Genomic DNA, 25,487 nt, shown 5'->3' with positions numbered 1-25,487 from the left:
CATGCTGACCCCCGTACTGTCCGACAACTGGGACCAGATCCGCTCCTGGCAGCTGGCGTCGTACCAGCGCTCCGGTGGGTACGACGCGCTGCGGACGGCGCTGCGGATGCAGCCCGCCGACGTGGTCACCGCGGTCAAGGACTCGGGCCTGCGCGGCCGTGGCGGCGCGGGCTTCCCGACCGGGATGAAGTGGTCGTTCATCCCGCAGGACAACCCGAAGCCGAAGTACCTGGTGGTGAACGCGGACGAGTCCGAGCCGGGCACCTGCAAGGACATCCCGCTGATGATGGCCTCGCCGCACACGCTGGTCGAGGGCGTCATCATCTCGTCGTACGCGATCCGCGCGTCGACCGCGTTCATCTACGTCCGCGGTGAGGTGCTGCACGTGATCCGCCGGCTGCAGCAGGCGGTCGAGGAGGCGAAGGCGGCCGGCTTCATCGGCACGGACATCCTCGGCAGCGGCTACGACCTGGACGTGATCGTGCACGCCGGCGCCGGTGCGTACATCTGCGGCGAGGAGACCGCGCTGCTCGACTCGCTCGAGGGCCGCCGCGGGCAGCCCCGGCTGCGTCCTCCGTTCCCGGCCGTGGCCGGGCTGTACGGCTGCCCCACGGTGATCAACAACGTCGAGTCGATCGCGTCCGTTCCCGCCATCATCCAGAACGGCGGCGACTGGTTCTCCTCGATGGGCACCGAGAAGTCCAAGGGGATGACGCTGTACTCCCTGTCCGGGCACGTCACCCGCCCGGGCCAGTACGAGGCGCCGCTGGGCATCACGCTGCGGCAGCTGCTCGACCTGGCCGGTGGGGTGCGCGAGGGGCACGAGCTGAAGTTCTGGACCCCGGGTGGTTCCTCGACGCCGCTGCTGACGGCCGAGCACCTCGACGTACCGCTGGACTACGAGGGTGTCGGCTCGGTGGGCTCGATGCTGGGGACGAAGGCGCTGCAGATCTTCGACGACACCACCTGCGTGGTGCGGGCGGTGCTGCGGTGGACCGAGTTCTACAAGCACGAGTCATGCGGCAAGTGCACCCCGTGCCGGGAGGGCACCTGGTGGCTGGTCCAGATCCTGGAGCGGCTGGAGAAGGGCCAGGGCACCGAGGAAGACCTGGACACCATGCTCGACCTCTCCGAGAACATCCTCGGCCGGTCCTTCTGTGCTCTCGGTGACGGTGCCACGGCCCCGATCACCAGCTCGATCCAGTACTTCAAGGACGAGTACCTGGCGCACTTCGAGAACGGCGGCTGCCCGTTCGACCCGATGGCATCGACCGTCTTCGCGACCGCTGGAGCTAGCGCATGACGATCACCAACAACCCAGCGAATCCGTCCACCGAGGTGGAGCGGACCGACCTGGTGACCGTGACCATCGACGACATCGAGGTGAAGGTTCCGAAGAACAGCCTGGCGATCCGGGCGGCCGAGCAGATCGGCATCCAGATCCCGCGGTTCTGCGACCACCCGCTGCTCGACCCGGTCGGCGCCTGCCGCCAGTGCCTGGTCGAGGTCGTTGACGCGGGCAACGGTCGCGGCATGCCGAAGCCGCAGGCGTCCTGCACGCTGACGGTGGCCGACGGGATGGTGATCCGCACCCAGGTGACCTCGCCGGTGGCGGACAAGGCGCAGCACGGGAACATGGAGTTCCTGCTGATCAACCACCCGCTGGACTGCCCGGTCTGCGACAAGGGCGGCGAGTGCCCGCTGCAGAACCAGGCGATGACCAACGGCCGCGGCGAGAGCCGGTTCACCGAGGTCAAGCGGACCTTTCCGAAGCCGATCAACATCTCCGCCGAGGTGCTGCTGGACCGGGAGCGCTGCGTGCTGTGCGCGCGCTGCACCCGGTTCTCCGAGCAGATCGCCGGTGACCCGTTCATCGCGCTGGTCGAGCGCGGTGCGCTGCAGCAGGTCGGCATCTACGAGAAGGAGCCGTTCGAGAGCTACTTCTCCGGCAACACGATCCAGATCTGCCCGGTGGGTGCGCTCACCAGCGCGGCGTACCGGTTCCGCTCGCGGCCGTTCGACCTGGTGTCGGTGCCGTCGGTGGCCGAGCACGACTCCTCCGGCGCGGCGATCCGGGTCGACCACCGGCGCGGCAAGGTGATGCGCCGGCTGGCCGGCGACGACCCGGAGGTCAACGAGGAGTGGATCTCCGACAAGGACCGGTTCGCGTTCAACTACGCGACCACCGGTGACCGGCTGACCCACCCGCTGATCCGCGAGGACGGCGAGCTCCGGCCGGCGTCCTGGCCGGAGGCCCTGACCTTCGCGGCCGAGCGGCTGACCGCGGCCCGCGGCAACGCGGCGGTGCTGACCGGCGGCCGGCTCACCCTCGAGGACTCCTACGCGTACTCGAAGTTCGCGCGGGTCGCCCTCGGCACCAACGACATCGACTTCCGGGCCCGGCCGCACTCCGAGGAGGAGGCCGACTTCCTGGCCGCCGCGGTGGCCGGCACCGGACTCGGTACGACGTTCGGCGACCTGGAGAAGGCCGCATCCGTGCTGCTCGTCGGGTTCGAGCCCGAGGAGGAAGCCCCGTCGGTGTTCCTGCGGCTGCGCAAGGGCGTCCGCGCCCACGGGACCAAGGTGTTCACGGTCGCGGCCTACGGTTCGCGCGGGATCGAGAAGCTCGACGGCGTCGTCGTACCGGCCTCGCCGGGGACCGAGGCGGCCGTCCTGGCCGACCTCGGCAACGCGGGGGAGACCGGCGCGGCCGCGCTGGCCTCGCTCGGTCCCGACTCGATCATCATCGTCGGTGAGCGGCTGGCCGGTGTGCCGGGCGGCTACTCGACGGCGCTGCGGGTCGCGCTCGACACGGGTGCCCAGCTGGCCTGGATCCCGCGGCGCGCGGGTGACCGCGGTGCGCTGGAGGCCGGTTGCCTCCCGGGCCTGCTGCCCGGTGGCCGGCTGGTCTCCGACCCGCCGGCGCGGGTCGACATGCAAGCCGCGTGGGGCGTAGACAGTCTGCCCTCGACGGTCGGCCGGGACCTGACCGACATCATCGCCTCGGCCGGCACGCTGCAGGCGCTGGTGGTCGCGGGTGTCGAGATCGACGACCTGCCCGACCCGGCGGCGGCCCTGGCCGCGCTCGCGGCGGCGCCGTTCGTGGTCAGCTTCGAGGTCCGCAACTCGCAGGTCACCGAGCACGCCGACGTCGTCTTCCCGGTGGTGCCGCCGGCGGAGAAGGACGGCACGTTCGTCAACTGGGAGGGTCGCGAGCGGCCGTTCCCGGTGGTGCTGAAGGTGCCGACGGCGATGCCGGACGTGCGCGCGCTGGCCGCGCTCGCGCAGGAGATGGACCGCTCGCTCGGGTTCACCACTCCGGCCGGGGCGAAGAAGGAGCTCGACGAGCTCGGCCGCTGGGACGGCGACCGGGCGAAGGAGCCGACGTACCAGGCCGGTCCGTCGCTCGGCGCGTTCGACTCCACCCGGCTGGCGACCTGGCGGATGCTGATCGACGAGAGCCGCGCGAACGACGGCGAGCCGCACCTGACCGCGACCGCCCGCACGCCGGTGGCCCGGATCTCGCTGACCACCGCGCACCGGGTCGGCGTCGCCGACGGTGACGAGCTCGTGGTCAGCACCGACGCCGGGTCGATCCGGCTGCCCGTGGTGATCACCCCGATGACCGACAACGTGGTGTGGCTGCCGACGAACTCGGCCGACTCGCACGTCCGCCGGTCGCTGCACGCAGACCATGGCTCGATCGTGACGATCGCCGGAGGGAACGCATGAGCTTGATCCCCCTCGCCGCCCCGGCCGACGCCGGGGTCGGCAACGACCCGTGGTGGGTCATCGGCCTCAAGGTGCTGCTGGTCTTCGTCTTCCTCGTCGTGCTGACGCTGTTCAACATCTGGTGGGAGCGCCGGGTGGTGGCCCGGATGCAGCACCGGATCGGCCCGAACGTGCATGGCCCGGCCGGTCTGCTGCAGTCGCTGGCCGACGGTATGAAGCTGATGTTCAAGGAAGACCTGATGCCGAAGGGCGTGGACAAGCTCGTCTACGTCGCGGCGCCGGTGATCGTGTCGATCCCGGCCTTCCTGACCTTCGCGGTGATCCCGTTCGGGCCGACGGTGAAGATCCCGTTCACCGACACCTACACCCGGCTGCAGATCACCGACCTGCCGGTCTCGGTGCTGTACGTGATGGCGGTCGCCTCGATCGGCATCTACGGCATCGTCCTCGGCGGCTGGTCGTCCAACTCGACGTACTCGCTGCTCGGTGGCCTGCGCTCCAGCGCCCAGATGATCTCCTACGAGGTCGCGATGGGCCTGGCGCTGGTGACGGTGTTCCTGTTCGCCGGCTCGATGTCCACCTCGGAGATCGTCGCGGCGCAGGGCTCGAGCCAGTCGATCAACCTGTTCGGCGCGGACATCCCGCTGCCGGGCTGGTACGCGTTCCTGTTGTTCCCGTCGTTCGTGATCTACGTGATCTCGATGGTCGGCGAGACCAACCGGGCGCCATTCGATTTGCCGGAGGCCGAGGGCGAGCTGGTGGCCGGCTTCCTGACCGAGTACTCGTCGATGAAGTACGCGATGTTCTTCCTGGCCGAGTACATCAACATGGCGACCGTGTCGGCGCTGGCCACCACGCTGTTCCTCGGCGGCTGGCGGGCGCCGTGGCCGATCTCGATCTGGGACGGCGCGAACTCGGGCTACTGGCCGGTGCTGTGGTTCGTCGGCAAGATGATGTGCTTCATCTTCCTCTACATCTGGCTGCGTGGAACGCTGCCGCGACTGCGCTACGACCAGTTCATGAAGCTGGGCTGGAAGATCCTGATCCCGGTCTCGCTGGGCTGGATCCTGCTGGTCGCCACCGTGCGCGCCGTCGGCCGGGAGACCACCTTCAGCCGGACCACGCTGCTGGTCGCCGCCGGGGTGGTGCTGCTGATCGCGATCGTCACCATGTTCATCCCGCAGAAGCCGAAGCCGGAGAAGACCACCGAGGACGACCGGGCGAAGGACTTCGACGCCTTCGCCGGCGGCTACCCGGTGCCCCCACCGCTCGTTCACACGGAGAGCCGAAAAGAGGCGGACGTCAGCCGTGGCTGAGAAGAAGACAGTCAAAGAGTCGCTCTTGGATCCGGTCGCCGGGTTCGGGGTCACCTTCCGGACGATGTTCCGCAAGGTGTTCACCGAGCAGTACCCGTTCGACAAGAAGCCGACCGCGCCCCGGTTCCACGGCCGCCACCAGCTGAACCGCTGGCCGGACGGCCTGGAGAAGTGCGTGGGCTGCGAGCTGTGCGCCTGGGCCTGCCCGGCGGACGCGATCTACGTCGAGGGCGCGGACAACGCCGACGACAGCTCCGGCCGGTTCTCGCCGGGGGAGCGGTACGGGCGCGTCTACCAGATCAACTACCTGCGCTGCATCCTCTGCGGTCTGTGCATCGAGGCCTGCCCGACCCGGGCGCTCACGATGACCAACGAGTACGAGCTGGCCGACCGCACCCGCGAGTCCCTCATCTACGAGAAGAAGGACCTGCTGGCGCCGCTGCTGCCGGGGATGCAGGAGCCGCCGCACGAGATGCAGCTCGGCACCACCGAGAAGGACTACTACCTCGGGCTGACCGGTGCCGCCGTACCGGCCGAAGGTGGTGACGGCAAGTGATCACGCTCGTCACCAGCGCCCAGGTGGCGTTCTGGATGCTGGCGCCGGTCATGGTGCTGGCCGCGATCGGGATGGTGCTGGTCCGCAAGGCGGTGCACTCCGCGCTGCTGCTGGCGACCGTGATGATCTGCCTGGCCGTGCAGTACGCCGCCCAGGACGCACCGTTCCTGTTCGCCGTGCAGATCATCGTCTACACCGGCGCGATCCTGATGCTGTTCCTGTTCGTGCTGATGCTGGTCGGCGTGGACGCGAGCGACTCCCTGGTGGAGACGATCCGCGGCCAGCGGCTGCTCGCCGGGCTGGCGTTCCTCGGCTTCGCGGTGCTGCTGATCGCGGCCGTCGGCAACGCGGTCTACGGCAACCCGACCGGGCTGGCCGAGGCGCAGCCGGACGGCAACCCGAAGGGGATCGCGCAGCTGCTGTTCGGCAAGTACGTGTTCGCCTTCGAGGTGACCTCGGCGCTGCTGATCACCGCGGCGCTCGGCGCGATGATGCTCGCGCACCGGGAGCGGCTGACCAAGAAGCGCACCCAGCGCGACCACGCCGAGGACCGGATCCGCAAGTACGCCGAGTCCGGCGTCCACCCGGGTCCGCTGCCGACGCCCGGCGTACTCGCCCGGCACAACGCGGTCGACACGCCGGCGCTGCTGCCGGACGGGTCGATCGCGCCGACCTCGGTTTCGCGGGTGCTGCAGGCACGTGGCACCGTGTTCCCCGAGTCCGAGGAGCGTGACGAGGTCGAGAAGGTCCGCGAGCTCAGCGAGGGCGACCCGGGAGACCAGGTCCCGCCCGAGCCCGAAAGTACGGACCTCTCCGGCTATGGCGAAGGAGACAAGCTGTGACGACCGAGCCGTACATCGTGCTCGCGGCGATCCTGTTCAGCATCGGCGCGCTCGGCGTGCTGGTGCGCCGTAACGCCATCGTCGTCTTCATGTGCGTCGAGCTGATGCTGAACGCCTGCAACCTGGCGTTCGTCAGCTTCGCCCGCCAGCACGGCAACCTCGACGGCCAGATCGCCGCCTTCTTCGTGATGGTGGTGGCCGCGGCCGAGGTCGTGATCGGGCTGGCGATCATCATGGCCATCTTCCGCACCCGTCGCTCGGCCTCGGTCGACGACGCCAACCTGCTCAAGTACTGAGGTAATCACCGATGAGTCATGAGCTGACGTGGCTGCTGGTGGCCGTCCCGGCGGTGTCCGCGGCGATCCTGCTGCTGGGTGGCAAGGCCACCAACGCGTGGGGTCACCTGCTGGGCACGCTGGCGCCGCTGGTCTCGTTCGCCTTCGGCGTTGTGCTGTTCTTCCAGATGCAGGGCCTGGGGCACGAGGAGCGGTCCGAGACGGTCCGGCTGTTCGAGTGGTTCTCGGTCGGCAGCATCACGGTGGACTTCTCCCTGCTGATCGACCCGCTGTCGATCCTGTTCGTGCTGCTGATCACCGGTGTGGGCTCGTTGATCCACATCTACTCGATCGGCTACATGGAGCACGACCCGCGGCGGCGCCGGTTCTTCGGGTACCTGAACCTGTTCATCGCGGCGATGCTGCTGCTGGTGCTCGCGGCCGACTACCTGCTGGTGTTCGTCGGCTGGGAGGGCGTCGGCCTGGCGTCGTACCTGCTGATCGGCTTCTGGCAGCACAAGGACTCGGCGGCGGTCGCGGCGAAGAAGGCGTTCGTGGTGAACCGGGTCGGTGACATCGGCCTCTCGCTCGCGGTGATGAGCATGTGGGCGCTGTTCGGCTCGTCCGCGTTCGTCACCGTGGACGCCGGCGCCGAGAGCCTGTCCGGCACCTGGGCCACGCTGCTCGGCCTGATGCTGCTGCTGGCGGCCTGCGGCAAGTCCGCGCAGGTGCCGCTGCAGTCCTGGCTGCTGGACGCGATGGAGGGCCCGACCCCGGTGTCGGCGCTGATCCACGCGGCCACGATGGTCACCGCCGGCGTCTACCTGGTGGTGCGGTCGAGCGCGATCTACGAGCACACCGAGGCCGCGTCCACCGCCGTCGTCATCGTCGGTACGGTGACCGCGCTGGCCGGTGCGATCATCGGGTGCGCCAAGGACGACATCAAGAAGGCGCTGGCCGGTTCGACCATGAGCCAGATCGGCTACATGATGCTCGCCGCGGGTCTCGGCCCGGCCGGGTACGTGTTCGCGATCTTCCACCTGCTCACCCACGGCTTCTTCAAGGCCAACATGTTCCTCGGCGCCGGCTCGGTGATGCACGGCATGAACGACGACGTGAACATGCGGCACTACGGAGCGCTGCGGACGCCGATGAAGGTCACCTTCGTCACCTTCGCGTTCGGCTACCTGGCCATCCTCGGCATCCCGCCGTTCTCCGGCTTCTTCAGCAAGGACAAGATCATCGAGGCCGCGTTCGCGGACAACTTCGTGATCGGGCTGTGTGCGCTGCTCGGCGCCGGCATCACCGCGTTCTACATGACGCGGGTGATGATCATGACGTTCTTCGGCAAGAAGCGCTGGGCCGACGACGTGCACCCGCACGAGTCGCCCGCGGTGATGACGTGGCCGCTGATCATCCTGGCGGCACTGTCGCTCGGCGGCGGTGCGCTGTACTTCGCCGGGCACTGGATCGTCGGCTGGCTCGAGCCGGTGGTCGGGCCCGAGGAGGAGCACCACCTGCCGGTGAGCGTCCTGGTGATGACGCTGATCACCCTCGCGGTGGTTGCCGTCGGCATCGCCGTCGCGGTGCTGCTGTACCGCCGGGACATCCCGCGGGAGGCGCCGGCCGGCTCGCCGGTCACCACCTTCGCCCGCCGTGACCTGTACGGCGACGCGCTGAACGAGGCGGTCCTGATGCGTCCGGGCCAGTACCTCACCCGGACGCTGGTCTGGCTGGACAACCGCGGGGTGGACGGCCTGGTGAACGGGCTGGCCGCGTTGTTCGGCGGACTGTCCGGCCGGCTCCGCCGGTTCCAGACGGGCTTCGTCCGTTCGTACGCACTCAGCATGGTCTTCGGCGCCGCATTCGTGGTCGTCGCCCTCCTCGCGGTGAGGTTGTCGTGAACATCGGTTGGCTGACCCTGTTACTGCTCCTGCCGTTCGTCGGGGCACTGGCGACGATGCTGGTGCCGACGGCGAAGGCGCTGCTGGCCAAGCAGGTCGCGCTCGGCTTCGCGCTGGTCACGCTGGCGCTGACCGCGGTGATCGCGATCGGCTACCAGCGCAACGGCGCCGAGGACTACGCCGAGACGCACACCTGGATCGAGCCGTTCGGCGCGCACTTCGCCCTCGGCCTCGACGGTGTCGGCGTCGTCCTGGTGGTGCTGACCGCGCTGCTCACCCCGGTCGTGATGATCGCGTCCTGGAACGACGCGCAGGACGGCCGCTGGTCGGAGAAGTCCTACTTCGCCTGGATCCTCGGCCTGGAGGCGCTGTCGCTGGGGGTGTTCGCGGCCACCGACGTGTTCCTGTTCTACGTGCTGTTCGAGGCCACGCTGATCCCGATGTACTTCCTGATCGGCGGCTTCGGCGGTCCGCAGCGCTCGTACGCCGCGGTGAAGTTCCTGCTCTACTCGCTGCTCGGCGGTCTGCTGATGCTGGCGTCGGTGGTCGGGCTGTACGTCGTCTCGGCCAACGCCGGCGAGCCGTCGTACCTGCTGACCGACCTGATCAAGCTGGACATGAGCCAGAACACCGAGCGCTGGCTGTTCCTCGGCTTCTTCTTCGCCTTCGCGGTGAAGGCGCCGATGGTGCCGTTCCACACCTGGCTGCCGGACGCCGCCGCCGAGGCGACGCCGGGCACGTCGGTGCTGCTGGTCGGCATCCTGGACAAGATCGGCACCTTCGGGATGATCCGGTTCTGCCTGAGCCTGTTCCCGAACGCGTCCGAGTGGGCCACCCCGGTGGTGCTGGTGCTCGCGCTGATCTCGATCCTGTACGGCGCCCTGGTGGCGATCGGGCAGACCGACATCAAGCGGCTGATCGCGTACACCTCGATCTCGCACTTCGGCTTCATCGTGATGGGCATCTTCGCGCTGACGTCGCAGGGCCTGACCGGGTCGACGCTCTACATGTTCAACCATGGTCTCTCCACGGCGGCGCTGTTCCTGGTCGCCGGCTACCTGATCTCGCGGCGCGGGTCCGCGCGGATCGCCGACTACGGCGGTGTCGAGAAGGTGGCCCCGGTGCTCGCGGGCACCTTCCTGTTCGCCGGCCTGTCCAGCCTGGCGCTGCCCGGTCTGTCGCCGTTCATCTCCGAGTTCATGGTGCTGGCCGGCACGTTCAGCCGGCACAAGGTGCTCGCGGTGGTCGCCGTCCTGGGCATCGTGCTGGCCGCGCTCTACATCCTGATCATGTACCAACGCCTGATGACCGGGCCGGTGCGCGACGGGATCGAGAAGCTGAAGGACCTGAACGTGCGCGAGGTGGTCGCGATCGCGCCGCTCGTCGTACTGATCATCGGCCTGGGCATCTTCCCGAAGCCGGTGGTGGACATCATCAAGCCGGCGGTGGAGTCGACCATGCAGTACGTCGGCGTGACTGACAAGGCTCCGGAGATCCCCGTGACGGAGGGACAGAAGTGATCGCGCAGATGCTGCCGCTGGCGGACTTCACCGCGCCGAAGATCGAGTACGGCGAGCTGATGCCGCTGTTCGTCGTCTTCGGTGCGGCCTGCCTCGGGGTCGTCGCCGAGGCGTTCCTGCCCCGGCCGTTGCGGCACCTGGTGCAGCTGGCGATCACGGTGGTGGCCATCGTCGTCGCCGGGGTGCTGACCGCCATCCTGATCAACGACAACAAGGAACTGCTCGCGGCGCAGGGCGCGATCTCGGTCGACGGCCCGGCGCTGTTCACCTGGGTCGTGCTGCTCGCGCTGACGCTGATCAGCGTGCTGCTGTTCGCCGAGCGGTCGGTCGACGGTGGCCTGTCCGCGTTCGCCGGCCAGGCGGCCGCCGTACCGGGGTCCGAGGCCGAGCGGGAGGGGACGGCGGCCAAGGTCGAGCACACCGAGATCTTCCCGCTGACGCTGTTCGCGGTCGGCGGCATGATGCTGTTCGCCTCGGCGAACGACCTGCTGCTGCTGTTCGTCGCGCTCGAGGTGTTCTCGCTGCCGCTCTACCTGCTCTGCGGGCTGGCGCGCCGTCGCCGGCTGATCTCGCAGGAAGCGGCGATGAAGTACTTCCTGCTGGGCGCGTTCGCGTCCGCGTTCCTGCTGTTCGGGATCGCACTGCTCTACGGCTACGCCGGGACGATGTCGCTCGGCGGGATCTCGGACGCGCTGGCCGGCCGGACCGGCGGCGAGGCGATCCTGCTGGCCGGCACCGGTCTGCTCGGGGTCGGCCTGCTGTTCAAGGTCGGCGCCGTACCGTTCCACTCCTGGACGCCGGACGTCTACCAGGGCGCGCCGACGCCGGTCACCGGGTTCATGGCGGCCTGCACCAAGATCGCCGCGTTCATCGGGCTGATGCGGGTCTTCTACGTCGCCCTCGGCGGCACCCGCTGGGACTGGGCGCCGATGATGTGGGTGGTCGCCATCCTGACGATGGTGGTCGGCTCGATCGTCGCGATCACCCAGACCGACGTGAAGCGGATGCTGGCGTACTCGTCGATCGCGCACGCGGGCTTCCTGCTGACCGCGTTCATCGGCCTCGCGCAGGCCGGGAACGGCGTGCTCAGCGGCGTCACCTCGACCCAGGCGGTGCTGTTCTACCTGGTCACGTACGGCTTCCCGACCATCGGCGCGTTCGCCGTGGTCACGCTGGTGCGCGACGCCGGCGGCGAGGCCACCCACCTGTCCCGGTGGGCCGGACTGGGCAAGAAGTCGCCGCTGCTGGCCGGCATCTTCGCGTTCTTCCTGCTCTCCTTCGCCGGCATCCCGCTGACCGCGGGCTTCACCGGCAAGTGGGCGGTGTTCACCGCGGCCTGGACCGGTGGCGCGTGGCCGCTGGTCGTGGTCGCCGTACTGTGCAGCCTGGTCGCGGCGTTCTTCTACGTCCGGGTGATCGTGCTGATGTTCTTCTCCGACCTCCCGGCGGACGCGCCGGACGTGGCCCTGCCCGGGTGGCAGACCACGACCGCGGTCGCCCTCGGTCTCGCCGCCACGGTGGTTCTCGGCCTGGTTCCCGGACCGGTGCTCGAGCTGGCGGCCCGCGCGGGTGAGTTCATCCGTTGAGTCCGTCTCCGCTGCCGGCCGAGAGCCTGGGCTTCGCGTTCGCCGACGAGGCGCTCGAAGCCCGGGTTCGTGCCGGCCTGGAGTCGGTCGAGCAGGCACTGCGCGAGTCGACCCAGTCCGAGGCGCCGTTCGTCACCGCGGCCGCGCAGCACGTGATGGTTGCCGGTGGCAAGCGGTTCCGGCCGTTGCTGGTGCTGCTGGCAGCCGAGTTCGGGCCGTCGCCGGCGGCCGCGGACGTGGTCAAGGCCGCGGTGGTGGTCGAGCTGACCCACGTGGCGACGCTGCACCACGACGACGTGATGGACGAGGCGGCGCTGCGCCGGGGCTCGTCCACCGCGAACGCGGCCTGGGACAACTCGGTCGCGATCCTGTCCGGCGACTGGCTGTTCGCCCGGGCCTCCGACCTGGTCGCCGACCTGGGCCCGGAGGCGGTCCGGATCCAGGCGCGCACGTTCGGCCGGCTGGTCGAGGGGCAGATCCGCGAGACCCTCGGGGTCGCCGAGGGCCAGGATCCGCTGGCCCACTACCTGTCGGTGGTCTCGGACAAGACCGGCTCGCTGATCGCGACGTCCGCGCTCTTCGGCGCCCGGTACGCCGGTGCGCCGGACGAGGTCCAGGAGTCGCTGCGGGCCTTCGGTGAGGAGATCGGCGTCGCCTTCCAGTTGGCCGACGACCTGCTCGACATCGCCTCGGAGTCCGGCCAGTCCGGCAAGACTCCCGGCACCGACCTGCGCGAGGGCGTGCCCACCCTCCCGGTGCTGATCTTCCGCGCCCAGGCGGACGCCTCCCGCCCGGCCGACGCCCGCCTGCTCGAGCTCCTCGACTCCGATCTCTCCGACGACGCCCGCCTGACAGAGACCCTCGAGCTCCTCCGCGCCCACCCCTCCTTCCGCCAGGCCGAGGACGACGTACGCCGCCGAGCCGCCGACGCCCGCAAACTCCTCTCCCCCCTCCCCGAAGGCCCCGCCCGCCAAGCCCTCGACTCCCTCTGCGACCTAGTAGCCACCCGCTCCGTCTAGAAGCGGTTGCGAGCGCGCAGACCGTAGGGTTGGGCCGATGGACACCACAGTCGTAGTCGCCGCCCTGGGTTTCGTGTCCACGCTGCTCGGCGTCTGGCTGTCCGCTCGGTGGCAGCGCTCGAGCGCCCGCGAAGGTCAGATCCTCGGCGCCCAAGTGCGGGTGTACGGCGACTGCGCGACGGCTCTGTACGAGTACGAACGCGCAACCTTCGCCCGCGCGTTGGCGAGGATCCAGGGGTTCTCGGAGGAAGAACGAGAGGCGCTTCGGCAAGAGGCATACCGCCGCGAGTTCACTGCGCGATCGGCGATCGGGCAAGCGACGTTCTTGAGCGGCAACGAGCGCCTCGACGGCGTCTTCGAGTCAGTCCGCGAACACGTCGAAGCCCTGAACAAGACAGTTGATCGCGCTGAGCTCGACAGTCGGCACCAGGAGAACCTCGCCGCACTCAAGGCTGCGTTGCGGCGTGTGCGATCTGAGATGAGGCACTGAACACAAGATCTCCACCGTGCCGCGCGATCCGAGTCGCCGTCTGGTCGTGCTCTATAGCCGGAGGGGTTGTTGGCCGATGGGTCGCAGACCTTGGTTGTGATGAGCTGGCTCGTTGATTTCAGCGCAAGCCAGGCAGGCTCCCAGCTGTGCTCGGTGTGCACGCCCTCGATGTGACCCTTCGTGCCATCGGCTAGCTAGAAGCGGTTTTCGCGGCGTAGGGCTCGGGGGCGGCCGTCGGGGTCGTAGAGGTGGTGGGCCAGCCAGGCGGCCCAGAGGGACTGGAGGCGGGTGAGCGGTTCGGGGTGGTGGGGGCGGATGCGGCCGGCGGGGCGGGGGCCTTGGCGGCCGGACTCGTACCACTTGTCCAGGGCGGCGGCGGTTCGGTGCCACTGGTCGAAGGCGGCGATCGGGTCCAGTTCGGGGTCGTCGGTGGCGAGGTGTTCGGACCAGAGCTCCTTGCGCAGCGAGCGGCACAGGGATTCGGAGTCGACGGCGCAGGTGAGTTCGCTGTCGTTCGTCCAGGAGCGGCGGTTGAAGTTGTCCGAACCGACGGTGAGCCACTGGTCGTCGACGATACAGACCTTCGCGTGCACGTAGATCGGTACGCCGTCCTCGTTCTCCAGGTTGTAGATCGCGACCCGGTCCGACTCCAGCAGCCGCAGCGCGTCCAGCTGGGCGAGCCGCGCCGGCGGGCCGCTGATCCGGCCGTCCTGGTCCGGATAGCGCGGTACGACGGCCATCACCCGCAGCTCCGGTGATCGCTCCAACGCCTCCCGGATCCCGTCCGTGACCGCGGACGACCACAGGTACTGGTCCTCCACGTAGATGAGCGACCGGGCCCGCGCGAACGCCTTCAGGTAGGCCCGGGCGATGCTGTGCTCCCCCTGCGGCGCGAACGGGAACCCGGGGTGCTTGTGCGCGTACGTCCGCAGCACCTGCACGGTGTGCGGCCCGGCCGCTGGCGGATCCGGGAACGACTCCGGCAACTGCTCCGGGTGCCGCGGCATCCGCGCCAGCCGCTGGATCACCATCCGGTACGGCGTCCGCCGGTCGAGCGGATGCCGATCGTCCCAGCGCTCGACGAAGCACCGCAGCAGGTCTCCGACCGCCGGTCCGCGCACCTCGAGCATCACGTCGTGCCACGGCGGCCGGCTCCCGTACCGCGGGTCCATCGGTGCCGTCTGCGGATCACCGAGGTGCCGGTCGTCGTCGCGGCGGCCGTGACACAGGTCGATCCCGCCGACGAAGGCGACGTCGGCCTCGGGCTGGTCGCGGTGGCGGATGACGAACAGCTTCTGGTGGTGCGAGGCGAGTCGCCGTACCCGCTGGTCGAGGAGGATCTCGCCGCCGGCCTCGTTCAGCTCCGCCCCGAAGTGCTGGTTCTCCTGGGAGCTGAAGTTCAGGTGGTCGGAGTGGGAGCGCCACAACAGCGCGCGGACCTCGACGCCCGCACGGGCCAGGTCGCACAGCATCGACCCGATACTCGGCCCGTCGTCGATGAGGGCCTCGTCCGGATCACCACGCCAGTCGGTGAAGTAGATCCGGTCGCCGGCCCGCAGTACGCGCAGTTCGTCGTACAGCCGCTGGAAGTAGGTCGCGCCGTGCACCAGCGGCCGGACCAGGTTGCCCTCGATCCACGGCCCGTCGACGTCGATGTCGGTCGCCGGATTGCCGCGCTCCTCCGCGGTCAGAAACCAGTCGTGCCCCATAGCGTCACTGTTCCCGAAAGCGCGCAGGTCATGAGGTATGGCGGTGCCCGGCCCGTCATCGTGCGACGAGCCGGGCACCGTCGGTCATCACCGCGCCTGCCAGGCCGCGCTTTCGACGTAGTGGTTGTCGTAGAGGTCGCTGGTCTTCCCGAGCTCGGCCGGGTCGGTCTCGCCGCGGTACACGCCTTCGAGCAGGCGGTAGTAGCCGAACCGGGGCTTCGCGTGCGTAAGGACGAAGAGGACCTCGGCCTCCGTGTCGCCCGCCGCCTCGAACGCGTGCGGCGTGTTCGGCGGTACGACGAGGAAGTCACCCTGGGCCAGCGTGATCACGTCCTCCCCGGTGAGCACCCGGAGTGAGCCGGACAGCACGAAGAACAGCTCGGCGGCCTCCTTGTGCAGGTGCGGGGGAGCGCCTTCCTTACCGGGATGGAAGACGGAGCGGTGGCTGGTCAGGTGTCCGCCGGTGGCCTCGACGTCGGCGAACAGGGTGACACCGCTGGCGGACAGCACCTCGGCGTCGTCGGCGCGGATCAGTACAGGTTCCATGGTCGAGCTCCTCTGTGCGGATTAGTTGCTGACGGCATCGACGAGCGCCGGTGCCGGGGTCTTGCGGCCGGTGAGTGCCAGGACGGCGGTGAGCACGATCCCGGCGGCGGTGATCAGGACGGCGATCCGGATGCCCTGGGTGGTGGTGGTGCGGAGGGTGTCACCGGTCAGGCCCTCGACCCCGCGGTTGGCGATCGCGACCAGGACGGCCAGGCCGACCGCGTTGCCGATCTGCTGACCGGTCGACGCCATCCCGGACCCGATGCCCTGGTACTCGGCCGCGACCCCGGTCGACGCCGCGGCGTACATGGTGGTGAACGCACTGCCCTGCCCGAGTCCCAGGATCAACAGTCCGGGGACCAGCTCGGCGTACGGCGCACTGGTCGACAGACCCACCCCGAGAAGCGCGGTCCCGAGCGCGCCGATCGCGAGGCTGACGGCCAGCGTGAGGTGCAGGCCGAAGCGGGTCGCCAGCCGGCCGCCGAGGTTGGCGCCGACGAAGATCGCGACGGTCGGCACGAGGTACGCGAGGCCGGTCTGCAGAGCGTTGTAGCCGTGGATGTCCTGGAAGTAGACGGTTTCGAAGTACAGCAGTGGCCCGAAGGTCGCGGCGAACAGGGTGATCACGAAGAAGCCGGTGCGGAGGTTCCGGATCCCCAGCAGCTGCAGGGGCATCAGCGGATCCGCGGACCGCGCCTCGATCAGCACGAAGAGGGCGAGGAGGACGGCACCGACGACCGCGGCGGTCAGGCTGATGCCGTTCCATCCGGTGGCCGGTCCCTGGACCAGCGCGAACACGACCGAGGTGATACCCGCGGTCGCCGTCAGCGCACCGGGTACGTCGAAGCGTCGGCCTGCCTGCCTGGCCACGTCGAGCGGAAGGAGCAGCAGACCGGCGACCACGCCGATCAGCGCGAGCGGCACGTTCACGAAGAACACCGCCGGCCACCCGAACGACTGCGTGAGGACGCCGCCGAGCAGCGAGCCGAGCGCCATCCCGCTGCCGCCGGCCGCACCCCAGATCGAGAACGCGCGGTTGCGTTCGCGTCCCTCCTCGAAGAGCGTGCCGATCAGCGAGAGGACGGCGGGGGCGAGGATCGCGCCGCCGAAGCCCTGTACGGCGCGGGCCGCGACCAGGAGCCCCGGCTCGCCGGCGAATCCACCGGCCAGCGACGAGACGCCGTACAGGAAGAGGCCGAGGGTGAACATCCGGCGGCGGCCGAGGAGGTCGGCCATCCGGCCGCCGAGCAGCAGCAGGCCGCCGAACGCGACGGCGTACCCGCTGACCACCCATTGCAGGTTGTGCGCGGCGAACCCGAGCTCGCGGCCGATGTCGGGCACCGCGACGAACACGATCGTGTAGTCGATCGCGATGATCAGTTGGGCGAACGCCAGCAGCGCGAGCACCAGCGGCTTATTTCGGATATCAGACATCCAGAATCAACTCCGGCGGAAATGGTTGACGATGGCAACGAGAAGGTCAGGACTTCAGGTTGGCGAAGCGGGTGCGGACCCGGGTGGGTGCCTCGGGGGTCCGCGCTACCACGCGCTCGGCGATGTCCGCGATCGTCTGGCCGGCCAGCTCGCGGCGGTAGGCGAGCTCCGCGGTCCGCATCGCCTGGGAGACCAGGCAGACCTTGGTGTAGTCGGCTGTCGGATCCGCGCCCGGGCCGGCCTTGAGGATCTGCGTGCAGCGGAACGCCTCGTCCGGCCCGTCGATGGCGACGACGATGTCCAGCAGCGAGATGTTGCGCGGGTCGCGGGCGAGCTGGAAGCCGCCCTTCGGTCCGGAGACCGAGCTGAGGATGCCGGCCCGGGTGAGCGCCTGGAGCTGCTTGTTCAGGTACGCCGTGGGCAGGTCGTAGAAGGCGGCGAGGTGCTTGGCGGTGACCGGCTGACCCGGCACCCAGCTGAGGTTCACACAGCTGTGCATCGCCCACTCGACGCCCTCGTTCATCTTCATAACCTGGATACTAAACATCCAGGATCGGGACCGCAAGAGGCCCGGCACCCTCCAGAGTGCCGGGCCTCGTGCGATTCGATCGGCCGGTCAGCTGCCGACGCGGCCGCCGTCCTTGCGCCAGACACAGGCGATCGCCGGGCGCGGGTACTTGTGCGTGTGCGGCCAGGTCGAGGTCGGCTTCTCGAAGGTCGCGTCGTCGGTCTCGCCCGGGTGCTGGACGGCGACGAACGCGGTCTTGTCGTCCTCCGACACCAACGGACCGCAGGCCTCGGACGCGAACGGCACGGACAGGAACTGCTTGACCTGACCGCGGTTCGGGCCGGCCACCGGGACGGTGAAGATGCCGTCGTTCGAGCCGAGCACGTTGCCGTCGGTGGAGATCCACAGGTTGCCGGAGCCGTCGAAGGCGACGTTGTCCGGGCAGGAGATCGGGCTCACCTTGGTCTTGTCGAACCCGCCGAAGTACGTCTCCTGCGCGGCCGGGTCGCCGCAGACCAGGAAGAGCGTCCAGAAGAAGCCGGTCTTGGCCGCGTCGTCGCCCTCCTCGGTCAGCTCGAGCACGTAGCCGTTGCGGTTGCCGGCCTTCTCGATCAGCGGGCCGCCGAGGGTGTCGCGGGTGTGCGACGTCACGATCGGGTTCGCCTCGTCGGCCGGGAACTTCACGCCCCGGTTGTCGTTGTTCGTCAGCGCGGCGTAGACCCGGCCGTTGACCGGGTTCCGCTCGACGTCCTCGGGCCGGTCCATCCGGGTCGCGCCGACCTTGTCCGCGGCGATCCGGGTGTTGATCAGCACCTCCTGCACGGACATGCCGTCGATGAACGACTTCTTGTCCGTGGTCAGCGGGATCCACTGGCCGGTGCCGTCGTACAGGCCGTCCCCGGCGCCGTCGCCGGTGAACTTGGCGACGTACAGGGTGCCCTCGTCGAGCAGGCCGAAGTTCTTCTTCCGGTTCTTCTCGTCGTACTTGCCGGCCGAGACGAACTTGTAGATGTACTCGCCCTTCTCGTCGTCGCCGAGGTACACCGCGATCCGCCCGTCGGCGGTGATCGTGGTGGTCGCGCCCTCGTGCTTGAGCCGGGCCAGCATGGTCCGCTTCTTCGGCGCCGCCTTCGGGTCGTACGGGTCGACCTCGACGATCCAGCCGGCCCGGAAGACCTCGGTCGGCGTCTTGCTCAGGTCCCACCGCGGGTCGACGGTGCTCCACTCACGGGCCGACTTGGTCACCGTGGTCGGGACGCCGTACCGCTTGTAGCTGTCGACGTACTCCGCCGGGATCGTGCCGGACACGTCGTAGTACCCGTTGAAGTTCTCCTCTCCGGACAGGATCGTGCCCCACGGGGTGACGCCGCCGGCGCAGTTGCCGAAGGTGCCGTAGGCAACCTTGCCGACGCGCGGGTCGGACGCGGCCGGGCCGGTGACCTCGAACTTCGTGGTGGCGGTGATCCGGCGGTTGTACTTCGAGCCCTGCCGGTCCCGGCGCCACTCGCCGCTGCGGCCGACCCGCTCGATCTGGACCACGGTCATGCCGTGCGCGGCCATGGCGATCTTCGCGATCGTCTTCTGGTCGTACTTGCCGGCCGGGAACATCAGGTTCTCGTCGGTGTACTCGTGGTTGCAGACGAGCAGCGCCTTCCGCTCGTCGCGCAGCGGCACGATCATCGTGTAGTCGTTGTTGTACCCGAACTGCTTGGCCTGCGCCTCGGGCGACTGCCGGTACGCGTCGAACCGCGGCGCGCCGTACTCGACCGGGTCACCCCAGCCGATGATGACGGACTGGTCGTAGCCGCGCGGGACGACGATGTCGTCCTTGCGGTTCGGCGGTACGACGCCGTGCGTGAGCGCACCCTTCTTGCCGAAACCGGGGAACGAACCGTTGCCCTGGTCACCGCCCCAGCCGGCGCCGGCCGACTGGTCGGCGGCCGCGGGGGTGAGGTTGGCCGCGAGCGCGCCGACGCCGGCGGCCGCGACGCCGGCGGCGCCGACCTTGAGGACGTTGCGGCGGGAGAACGCCGACCGCATCACCGTCTGGATGTGCTCGTTGCCGGAGGTGTTCGGCTCCGGGTGGTCGCACTGGTTGGCGCACTTGAGTTCACAGGTGCGGAAGCTTCGGGATCCGTGGCGGGTGCCGATCTGGCTGATCAGCGGCAGGAACTTGGTCACGCCCGGGACCCTAGGGAGGCCAGGCGGTAACTACGTGAAGGTCAGGTGAACGTCCGAAGGCTTAGGTTGCCCTAAGTAGCAAGGAGAAGCCGAACAGTCACACTGCGGAGGCGGTCAGCGCGGCCCGTTCGAGCGACTGGATCCGGCGCCGGTGCGCCATGCTGTCCCAGGTGAAGATCGCCAGCGCCAGCCACACCAGGCCGAAGCCGGCCCAGCGCATCGGCGACATCGCCTCGTGGAAGAGCAGCACCGCCAGCGCGAACTGCATGGTCGGGGTGATGTAGTTCAGCAGACCCAGCGTGGTCATGGACACCCGGGTCGAGGCCGCGCCGAACAGCATCAGTGGGATCGACGTGATCGGCCCGGCCAGCAGGAGCACGACCAGGTACCCCGCGCCGTGGTCGGTGACCGTCGACTGCCCTTGCGCTCCGAGCACGACGATCGCCGCGAGCGCGACCGGCGCGACCGTGGCGGTCTCGATCGCCATCCCCTCGATCGCCCCGGCGCCGGCCTGTTTCTTCGCCAGCCCGTACAGCCCGAACGAGAAGGTCAGGATGAGCGCGACCCACGGCGGCTTGCCGTTCTCGACGGTCAGCCCGATCACCGCGATGAAGGCGATCGCGAGCGCCGCCCACTGCACCGTCCGCAGCTTCTCCTTCAGCACGAGGACGCCGAGCAGCACGGTGAACAGCGGAGTGACGAAGTACCCGAGGGACGTCTCCACGACCCGGTGGTTGTGCACGCCCCAGATGTAGGTGCCCCAGTTCACCGAGATCAGCACCGCGGCCGCGATCAATCGCCACCGCCGCCGCGGGTCCCGAAGGACCGCTCTCACCTGGCCGAACTTCCGCAGTACGACGACCAGTAGGGCGATCGTCACCATCGACCAGACGACCCGGTGGGCCAGCACCTCGACGGCTCCGGAACGGTCCAGGAGCTTCCAGTAGAGCGGGAAGAGACCCCAGATCAGGTACGCGGCGAGGCCGTAGACGAACCCTCTCCGCTGCTCTGGCACCCCTCCACCCTAGGCGCAGGCAACAGTGGCGTCCAAGCTGTTTGCTCATGACGTGAGACGCGCTGGTGTGATGCGGTTGGATAGAGGGGTGGACACGAGGAGGCACGCGTGGGTGTGAGGACCGGTCTGGTCTCGGTGACGTTCCGCCAGTTGCCGGCCGACGAGGTGGTGGAGGTCGCGGCCGGGGCCGGGCTCGCGGCGGTCGAGTGGGGCGGCGACGTGCACGTGCCGCTCGGGAATCTGAACACCGCCAAGCGGGTGAAGGCCTTGTGCGACGACCGGGGACTGGCGATCGCGGCGTACGGCTCGTACCTGCGGGCCGGCAGTGTCGACCGCGAGGAGATGCGCTCCGCCGTCGCCACCGCCGTGGCCCTCGGAGCTCCCCGGATCCGGGTCTGGGCCGGCAACGTCGGTACGGCGGACGCCGGGGTGGGGGACCGGATGGCGGTGACCCGTGGACTGGCCGAGCTCGCGGACGTGGCGGCCGGCTCCGGGGTCGAGATCGCCCTCGAGTTCCACCGCAACACGTTGACCGACGAGGTGGACTCGACCATCACGCTGCTGCTCGACGTCGGCGCGCCCAACCTCAAGACCTACTGGCAGCCGCCGGTCGACCTCAGCGACGCCGCGTGCCTCGAGCAACTCGAGGCGTTGATGCCGTGGCTGACGACCGTGCACGTGTTCTCCTGGTGGCCGTCGAACTACCGGCTCCCGCTGGCCGGCCGGGAGTCGCTGTGGCGGCCCGTGCTCAACCGGCTGGCCGCCGAGGACCGCGAGATCAACGCGCTGCTCGAGTTCGTCGCCGACGACTCGCCGGAGCGGCTCGCCAAGGACGCGGCCGACCTGCACTCCTGGATCTGATCGCGTCACCACGCGATTTCTCCGCGTGTTGGTCAGAAAGTTTCACCCAGGACTGGCCAAGGGGTGGATGGTGCCGTAATGCTGGCTCGGACAGGTTCCTTCACCGCCCCGGAGGTGTCCGATGTCCCGACTCCTGAGTAAACCCCTACCCCGGTTGCTGGCCGTCCTGGCGCTGTTCGCCGCCATGGTCGGCGCGACCGTGACCACGCAGGTGGTCAGCGCGACCAAGGCCCACGCGGACGGCTGCTACACGTGGGGTCGCACGCTCTCCCAAGGCGCCAGCGGCGAGGACGTGCGCCAGTTGCAGATCCGGGTGGCCGGCTGGCCCGGGTACGGCGGTCATCTGGCCACGGACGGTGCGTTCGGGCCGGCGACCAAGGCGGCCGTCCAGCGCTTCCAGTCGGCGTACGGACTCGCGGCCGACGGCATCGCCGGACCGGCGACCTTCAGCAAGATCTACTCGCTGCAGGACGACGACTGTACGCCGATCCACTTCACCTACACCGAGTTGGACGACGGCTGCGGCGGCTCCGGGTTCGACGGCGGACCGCTGAGTGCGGCGGCCACGAAGGCGAACGCGCTGCAGACGATGTGGCAGCTGGAGGCGATGCGGCACGCGCTCGGCGACCAGCCGCTGAACGTCACCAGCGGGTTCCGCAGCATCCCGTGCAACAACTCGGTCGGTGGCGCGAGCAACAGCCAGCACCTGTACGGGCGGTCGGCCGACCTGGTCGGGTCGCACTCGCTCTGCACGCTGGCCAAGCAGGCCCGCAACCACGGCTTCGGCGGCATCTTCGGCCCCGGCTACCCGGGCCACAACGACCACACACACGTCGATATCCGCACAAGCAACGTCTGGGACGCTCCCACCTGCGGGGTCTAGCCCTTCGGGCGTTGTGGTGAGGGTGTAGACATCCGCACCAGCAACGTCTGGGACGCGCCTAGCTGCGGCGTCTGAGTAGGTCCAGCAGGGTGACACCGGCGGCCCGGTCGAGGTGGTGGGCAGTGAGCCCCGCCTTCCGGGCCGCCGCCACGTCCAGGTCGTAGTTGTCGCCGATCATCAGGGTTTCGGCCGGATCCGCGCCGAGGGCCTCGCAGGTCCTCAGGTACGCCTGCGGATCCGGCTTGCTGACCCCCAGGATCTCCGACGTGCAGACCACGTCGACCAGCGCCGCGAGCCCGATCTCGGTCAGCTTGGCGTTCTGCTGCGCCGTACTCCCGTTCGTCAGCACGCCGATCCGCCAACCGTTGCTCCGGGCAACCTCCAGGGCGGGTTGCGCGTCCGGGAAGGCGACCCAATGGGCGCGGTAGTGCCCCAGGAAGTCGGTGTAGATGTCGTCCAGCTCGGCGTCGCCGTCGGGGACCACGTGGCCGATCAGCGGCAGGAAGCTGCGCAACCGCTCCCGGCGCTGGCCCTGATGCGTCGTGTCGCCGTTCAGCCAGCGGTCGAAGCAGTGCTGCTCGATCACGAACCACTGCGCGACCAGCTCGTCCGACGACGTACCGCCGAGTGCCGGGACCCAGCTATGGAGCGCCTTCGTGGCCGACGTGGTGTGGTCGAACAACGTGTCGTCCAGGTCGAAGATGACCGCCTTCATGCGCGGACCAGCGAGTCGCGGTTCAGCTCCCGGTGGTTCGCGTACCCGGACAGCGCCAGCGTGAGGTCGAGCTCGGCCAGGAAACACCGCAGGACGTGCTCGACGCCGGCCTGACCGGCCAGCGCGAGACCGTACAGCAGCGGCCGCCCGAGCAGCACCGCCTTCGCGCCGAGCGCGAGCGCCTTGGCCGCGTCCGCGCCGGTGCGGACACCGGAGTCGAACAGCACGGTCAGCTGCTCGCCGACCGCCTCGGCGATCGCCGGCAACGCGTCCAACGCCCCGATCGCGCCGTCCACCTGCCGGCCGCCGTGGTTCGACACCACGATGCCGTCGACGCCGTGCTCGGCCGCGAGTTTGGCGTCGTCGACCGCGGTGATCCCCTTCAGCACGATCGGGCCGTCCCAGTTCTCCCGCAGGAACGACAGCTCGTCCCAGCCCAGGCCGACGTTCGGGAACATCTGCGCCCAGTGCATCACCGCCGCGGCCGGATCCTCCGCGACCGGTTTGACCAGCTTCGCCTGGAAGGCCGGGTCGCTGAAGTAGTTCGCCAGCCCTTCACCCTTGAGGAACGGCAGGAAGCCGCGGTCCAGGTCGGCCGGACGCCAGCCGAGCGTCCCGGTGTCCAGGGTGACGACGAGTACGCCGTACCCGGCGGCCTTCGCGCGCCGCAGGAAGCTCAGACAGACGTCGCGGTCGGTCGGCCAGTAGAGCTGGTACCACTTGCTGCCGGCCTCGATCTGCTCGAACGCGTGACTCGCCTGCGTCGAGTGCGTGTACGTCAGCCCGAGCGCGTCGGCCGCACGCGCGGTGGCCAGCTCGCCGTCCGGGTGGGCGAGCGTCTGGACGCCGATCGGCGCGATCAGCACCGGCGCCGGCATCGGCGTACCGAGGATGGCGCAGGACAGGTCGCGCTCGGTGCTGCCGCGGAGCATCCGCGGCACCAGCCGCCAGCGGTCGAACGCGGCCAGGTTGGCCCGCGCGGTCGCGCCGCTGCCGGCGCTCGGGACGATGTAGCCCATCGCCTCCGCCGACAGCTTGCCGGCAGCCTGAGACTCCAGCCGGGCCAGGTCCGTGGTGATCTCCGGCCTGGTCCCTTGCAGCATGCCCTGGAGGTAGATGCCCAACTGGTGGTCTCCGAAGTTGCCCATGCCGGATCCTTGCAGGTGGCGGTCCGATGGGACAATCAGTCGTGACAACTTCGATGACGCCTGACACTGATCGCGGCGGGCGGCACGTCGGACTGGCGTTGTTCGCGCTGGCGACCGGCGGGTTCGCGATCGGCACCACCGAGTTCGTCACCATGGGCCTGCTGCCGCAGATCGCCGACGGGGTGGGCGTCTCCATCCCGACCGCCGGGCACGTCGTCTCGGCGTACGCGCTCGGCGTCGTGGTCGGGGCGCCGGTGATCGCGGCGCTCGGCGCGCGGACCGGGCGGAAGCGGCTGCTGCTCGGGCTGATGGCGGTCTTCGTGCTCGGCAACGTGCTGTCGGCCGTTGCCTCCAGCTACGAGTTCCTGATGGCCGCGCGGTTCCTGACCGGGGTGCCGCACGGCGCGTTCTTCGGGATCGGTGCGGTGGTCGGGGCGTCGATGGTGCCCGCCGGCCGGCGGGCGTGGGCGGTCTCGATGAGCATGGTCGGACTGCCGGTCTCCAACATCGTCGGAGTCCCGGTGACCACGCTGCTCGGCCAGAAGCTCGGCTGGCAGGTGCCGTTCCTGGCCGTCGGCGGGCTGGGTCTGCTGACGCTGGTCGCGGTCTGGTTCTGGGTGACACCGCAGCCGGTCGGCAGCGACGTCAACGTCCGCAGCGAGTTGAGCGCGCTGTCCCGGCCGCAGGTGTGGATGGCGTTGCTGGTCGGCATGGTCGGCTTCGGCGGCATGTTCGCGACCTACTCCTACATCACCCCGACGATGACGGAACTGGCCGGTTTCTCCGAGGCCGCGGTCACCATCGTGCTCGCCGTGTACGGCGTCGGCATGACGTGCGGGACCGTCGTCGGCGGCCGGCTCGCCGACCGCGCGCTGATGCCGAGCCTGTACGGCGGCCTGATCGCGATCGCCGTCGTCCTCGGCACGTTCGGGTGGCTCGCGCAGACCCGGCCGGGCGCGCTCGCGGCGGTGTTCGCGATGGGGTTCTCGGCGAGCATCCTGGTCCCGGCGCTGCAGACCCGGCTGATGGACGTCGCCCACGAAGGCCAGTCGCTGGCCGCGTCCCTGAACCACTCGACGCTGAACATCGCGAACGCCCTCGGCGCCTGGCTCGGCAGCGTGGTCCTGGCCGCAGGCTACGGCTACGAGTGGCCCAGCCGCGTCGGCGCCGCCCTCGCGGCCGCCGGCCTGGTCCTCGCCCTGATCTCCGGACTCATGGATCGCCGGGGGAGTCGCCTGAGGGCGTGA

22 protein-coding genes are annotated in these 25,487 nt (G+C 69.4%); 14 read left to right on the top strand and 8 right to left on the bottom strand.

Features of this window, described 5'->3' with window-relative positions; translation table 11 throughout:
- The first annotated feature begins 1 nt into the window (after position 1).
- Genes nuoF through ACQPYZ_RS32215 form a run of 11 tightly spaced genes read left to right on the top strand, consistent with a single transcriptional unit; the run spans position 2 to position 13,240 of the window.
- The gene (gene nuoF / locus ACQPYZ_RS32265) at positions 2-1,303 is read left to right on the top strand and encodes an NADH-quinone oxidoreductase subunit NuoF (protein WP_433162711.1); all 1,302 of its coding nucleotides are present in this window, start codon (positions 2-4) and stop codon (positions 1,301-1,303) included.
- Positions 1,300-3,732 (top strand): NADH-quinone oxidoreductase subunit G, encoded by a 2,433-nt coding sequence (locus tag ACQPYZ_RS32260; RefSeq protein ID WP_433162709.1) that lies wholly within the window; start codon positions 1,300-1,302, stop codon positions 3,730-3,732. Before nuoF ends, ACQPYZ_RS32260 begins: the two co-directional genes overlap by 4 nt.
- The gene (nuoH, locus tag ACQPYZ_RS32255; protein WP_433162708.1) at positions 3,729-5,048 is read left to right on the top strand and encodes an NADH-quinone oxidoreductase subunit NuoH; all 1,320 of its coding nucleotides are present in this window, start codon (positions 3,729-3,731) and stop codon (positions 5,046-5,048) included. Before ACQPYZ_RS32260 ends, nuoH begins: the two co-directional genes overlap by 4 nt.
- Positions 5,041-5,604: an NADH-quinone oxidoreductase subunit NuoI gene (gene nuoI / locus ACQPYZ_RS32250; protein ID WP_433162706.1), complete on the top strand. Its 564-nt coding sequence runs from the start codon at positions 5,041-5,043 to the stop codon at positions 5,602-5,604. Before nuoH ends, nuoI begins: the two co-directional genes overlap by 8 nt.
- A gap of 35 nt (positions 5,605-5,639) precedes the next feature.
- On the top strand, positions 5,640-6,446 hold the full coding sequence (locus ACQPYZ_RS32245) for an NADH-quinone oxidoreductase subunit J (protein ID WP_433169805.1): 807 nt from the start codon (positions 5,640-5,642) through the stop codon (positions 6,444-6,446).
- The gene (gene nuoK / locus ACQPYZ_RS32240; RefSeq protein ID WP_360172083.1) at positions 6,443-6,742 is read left to right on the top strand and encodes an NADH-quinone oxidoreductase subunit NuoK; all 300 of its coding nucleotides are present in this window, start codon (positions 6,443-6,445) and stop codon (positions 6,740-6,742) included. Before ACQPYZ_RS32245 ends, nuoK begins: the two co-directional genes overlap by 4 nt.
- Positions 6,743-6,753: 11 nt before the next feature.
- Positions 6,754-8,625, top strand: a complete 1,872-nt coding sequence (gene nuoL, locus ACQPYZ_RS32235) for an NADH-quinone oxidoreductase subunit L (protein WP_433162704.1) — start codon at positions 6,754-6,756, stop codon at positions 8,623-8,625.
- A 56-nt stretch (positions 8,626-8,681) separates the two neighbouring features.
- Positions 8,682-10,145 carry an NADH-quinone oxidoreductase subunit M gene (locus ACQPYZ_RS32230; protein WP_433169803.1) on the top strand — a complete coding sequence of 488 codons (1,464 nt, stop codon included), beginning with the start codon at positions 8,682-8,684 and terminating at the stop codon, positions 10,143-10,145.
- A gap of 8 nt (positions 10,146-10,153) precedes the next feature.
- Positions 10,154-11,731 (top strand): NADH-quinone oxidoreductase subunit NuoN, encoded by a 1,578-nt coding sequence (nuoN, locus tag ACQPYZ_RS32225; protein ID WP_433169801.1) that lies wholly within the window; start codon positions 10,154-10,156, stop codon positions 11,729-11,731.
- Positions 11,728-12,750, top strand: coding sequence for a polyprenyl synthetase family protein (locus tag ACQPYZ_RS32220; protein WP_433162702.1), 1,023 nt, complete (start codon positions 11,728-11,730; stop codon positions 12,748-12,750). Before nuoN ends, ACQPYZ_RS32220 begins: the two co-directional genes overlap by 4 nt.
- A 37-nt stretch (positions 12,751-12,787) precedes the next feature.
- Positions 12,788-13,240 carry a hypothetical protein gene (locus tag ACQPYZ_RS32215; RefSeq protein ID WP_433162700.1) on the top strand — a complete coding sequence of 151 codons (453 nt, stop codon included), beginning with the start codon at positions 12,788-12,790 and terminating at the stop codon, positions 13,238-13,240.
- A 194-nt stretch (positions 13,241-13,434) separates the two neighbouring features.
- Here the strand turns inward: ACQPYZ_RS32215 and ACQPYZ_RS32210 are convergent, their stop codons facing one another.
- The 6 genes from ACQPYZ_RS32210 to rarD form a co-directional block, all read right to left on the bottom strand.
- Positions 13,435-14,949 (bottom strand): phospholipase D-like domain-containing protein, encoded by a 1,515-nt coding sequence (locus tag ACQPYZ_RS32210; protein ID WP_433162699.1) that lies wholly within the window; start codon positions 14,947-14,949, stop codon positions 13,435-13,437.
- Positions 14,950-15,036: 87 nt separating this feature from the next.
- Complete coding sequence (locus ACQPYZ_RS32205; protein ID WP_433162697.1) at positions 15,037-15,495, bottom strand: cupin domain-containing protein; 459 nt, start codon at positions 15,493-15,495, stop codon at positions 15,037-15,039.
- Positions 15,496-15,516: 21 nt separating this feature from the next.
- Positions 15,517-16,929 (bottom strand): MFS transporter, encoded by a 1,413-nt coding sequence (locus ACQPYZ_RS32200; protein WP_433162695.1) that lies wholly within the window; start codon positions 16,927-16,929, stop codon positions 15,517-15,519.
- Positions 16,930-16,975: 46 nt separating this feature from the next.
- The gene (locus ACQPYZ_RS32195; RefSeq protein ID WP_433162694.1) at positions 16,976-17,458 is read right to left on the bottom strand and encodes an RrF2 family transcriptional regulator; all 483 of its coding nucleotides are present in this window, start codon (positions 17,456-17,458) and stop codon (positions 16,976-16,978) included.
- A gap of 87 nt (positions 17,459-17,545) precedes the next feature.
- Entirely contained in the window at positions 17,546-19,618 is a 2,073-nt protein-coding gene (locus tag ACQPYZ_RS32190) for a PhoX family protein (RefSeq protein ID WP_433162693.1), read from the bottom strand.
- 97 nt (positions 19,619-19,715) lie between these two features.
- Complete coding sequence (rarD, locus tag ACQPYZ_RS32185; RefSeq protein ID WP_433162691.1) at positions 19,716-20,633, bottom strand: EamA family transporter RarD; 918 nt, start codon at positions 20,631-20,633, stop codon at positions 19,716-19,718.
- Between the two features lie 108 nt (positions 20,634-20,741).
- Between rarD and ACQPYZ_RS32180 the strand changes: the two genes are divergently transcribed.
- Positions 20,742-21,494, top strand: a complete 753-nt coding sequence (locus tag ACQPYZ_RS32180; RefSeq protein ID WP_433162688.1) for a sugar phosphate isomerase/epimerase family protein — start codon at positions 20,742-20,744, stop codon at positions 21,492-21,494.
- A gap of 121 nt (positions 21,495-21,615) precedes the next feature.
- A complete protein-coding gene (locus tag ACQPYZ_RS32175; protein WP_433162686.1) occupies positions 21,616-22,377 on the top strand; it encodes a D-Ala-D-Ala carboxypeptidase family metallohydrolase in 762 nt (253 codons plus the stop codon).
- A gap of 58 nt (positions 22,378-22,435) precedes the next feature.
- Here the strand turns inward: ACQPYZ_RS32175 and ACQPYZ_RS32170 are convergent, their stop codons facing one another.
- Together ACQPYZ_RS32170 and ACQPYZ_RS32165 are read right to left on the bottom strand one after the other, a co-directional pair.
- Positions 22,436-23,092: an HAD family hydrolase gene (locus tag ACQPYZ_RS32170; protein ID WP_433162685.1), complete on the bottom strand. Its 657-nt coding sequence runs from the start codon at positions 23,090-23,092 to the stop codon at positions 22,436-22,438.
- Positions 23,089-24,240: an alpha-hydroxy-acid oxidizing protein gene (locus ACQPYZ_RS32165; RefSeq protein ID WP_433162684.1), complete on the bottom strand. Its 1,152-nt coding sequence runs from the start codon at positions 24,238-24,240 to the stop codon at positions 23,089-23,091. Before ACQPYZ_RS32165 ends, ACQPYZ_RS32170 begins: the two co-directional genes overlap by 4 nt.
- A 53-nt stretch (positions 24,241-24,293) precedes the next feature.
- On the opposite strand from ACQPYZ_RS32165, the gene ACQPYZ_RS32160 reads away from it, so the two are divergent.
- Positions 24,294-25,487: an MFS transporter gene (locus ACQPYZ_RS32160; protein WP_433162682.1), complete on the top strand. Its 1,194-nt coding sequence runs from the start codon at positions 24,294-24,296 to the stop codon at positions 25,485-25,487.

Origin of the sequence: Kribbella sp. CA-247076, from assembly GCF_050942445.1 — a bacterium.
Lineage (GTDB): Bacteria > Actinomycetota > Actinomycetes > Propionibacteriales > Kribbellaceae > Kribbella.
This window is presented reverse-complemented; position numbering and strand designations above follow the sequence as displayed.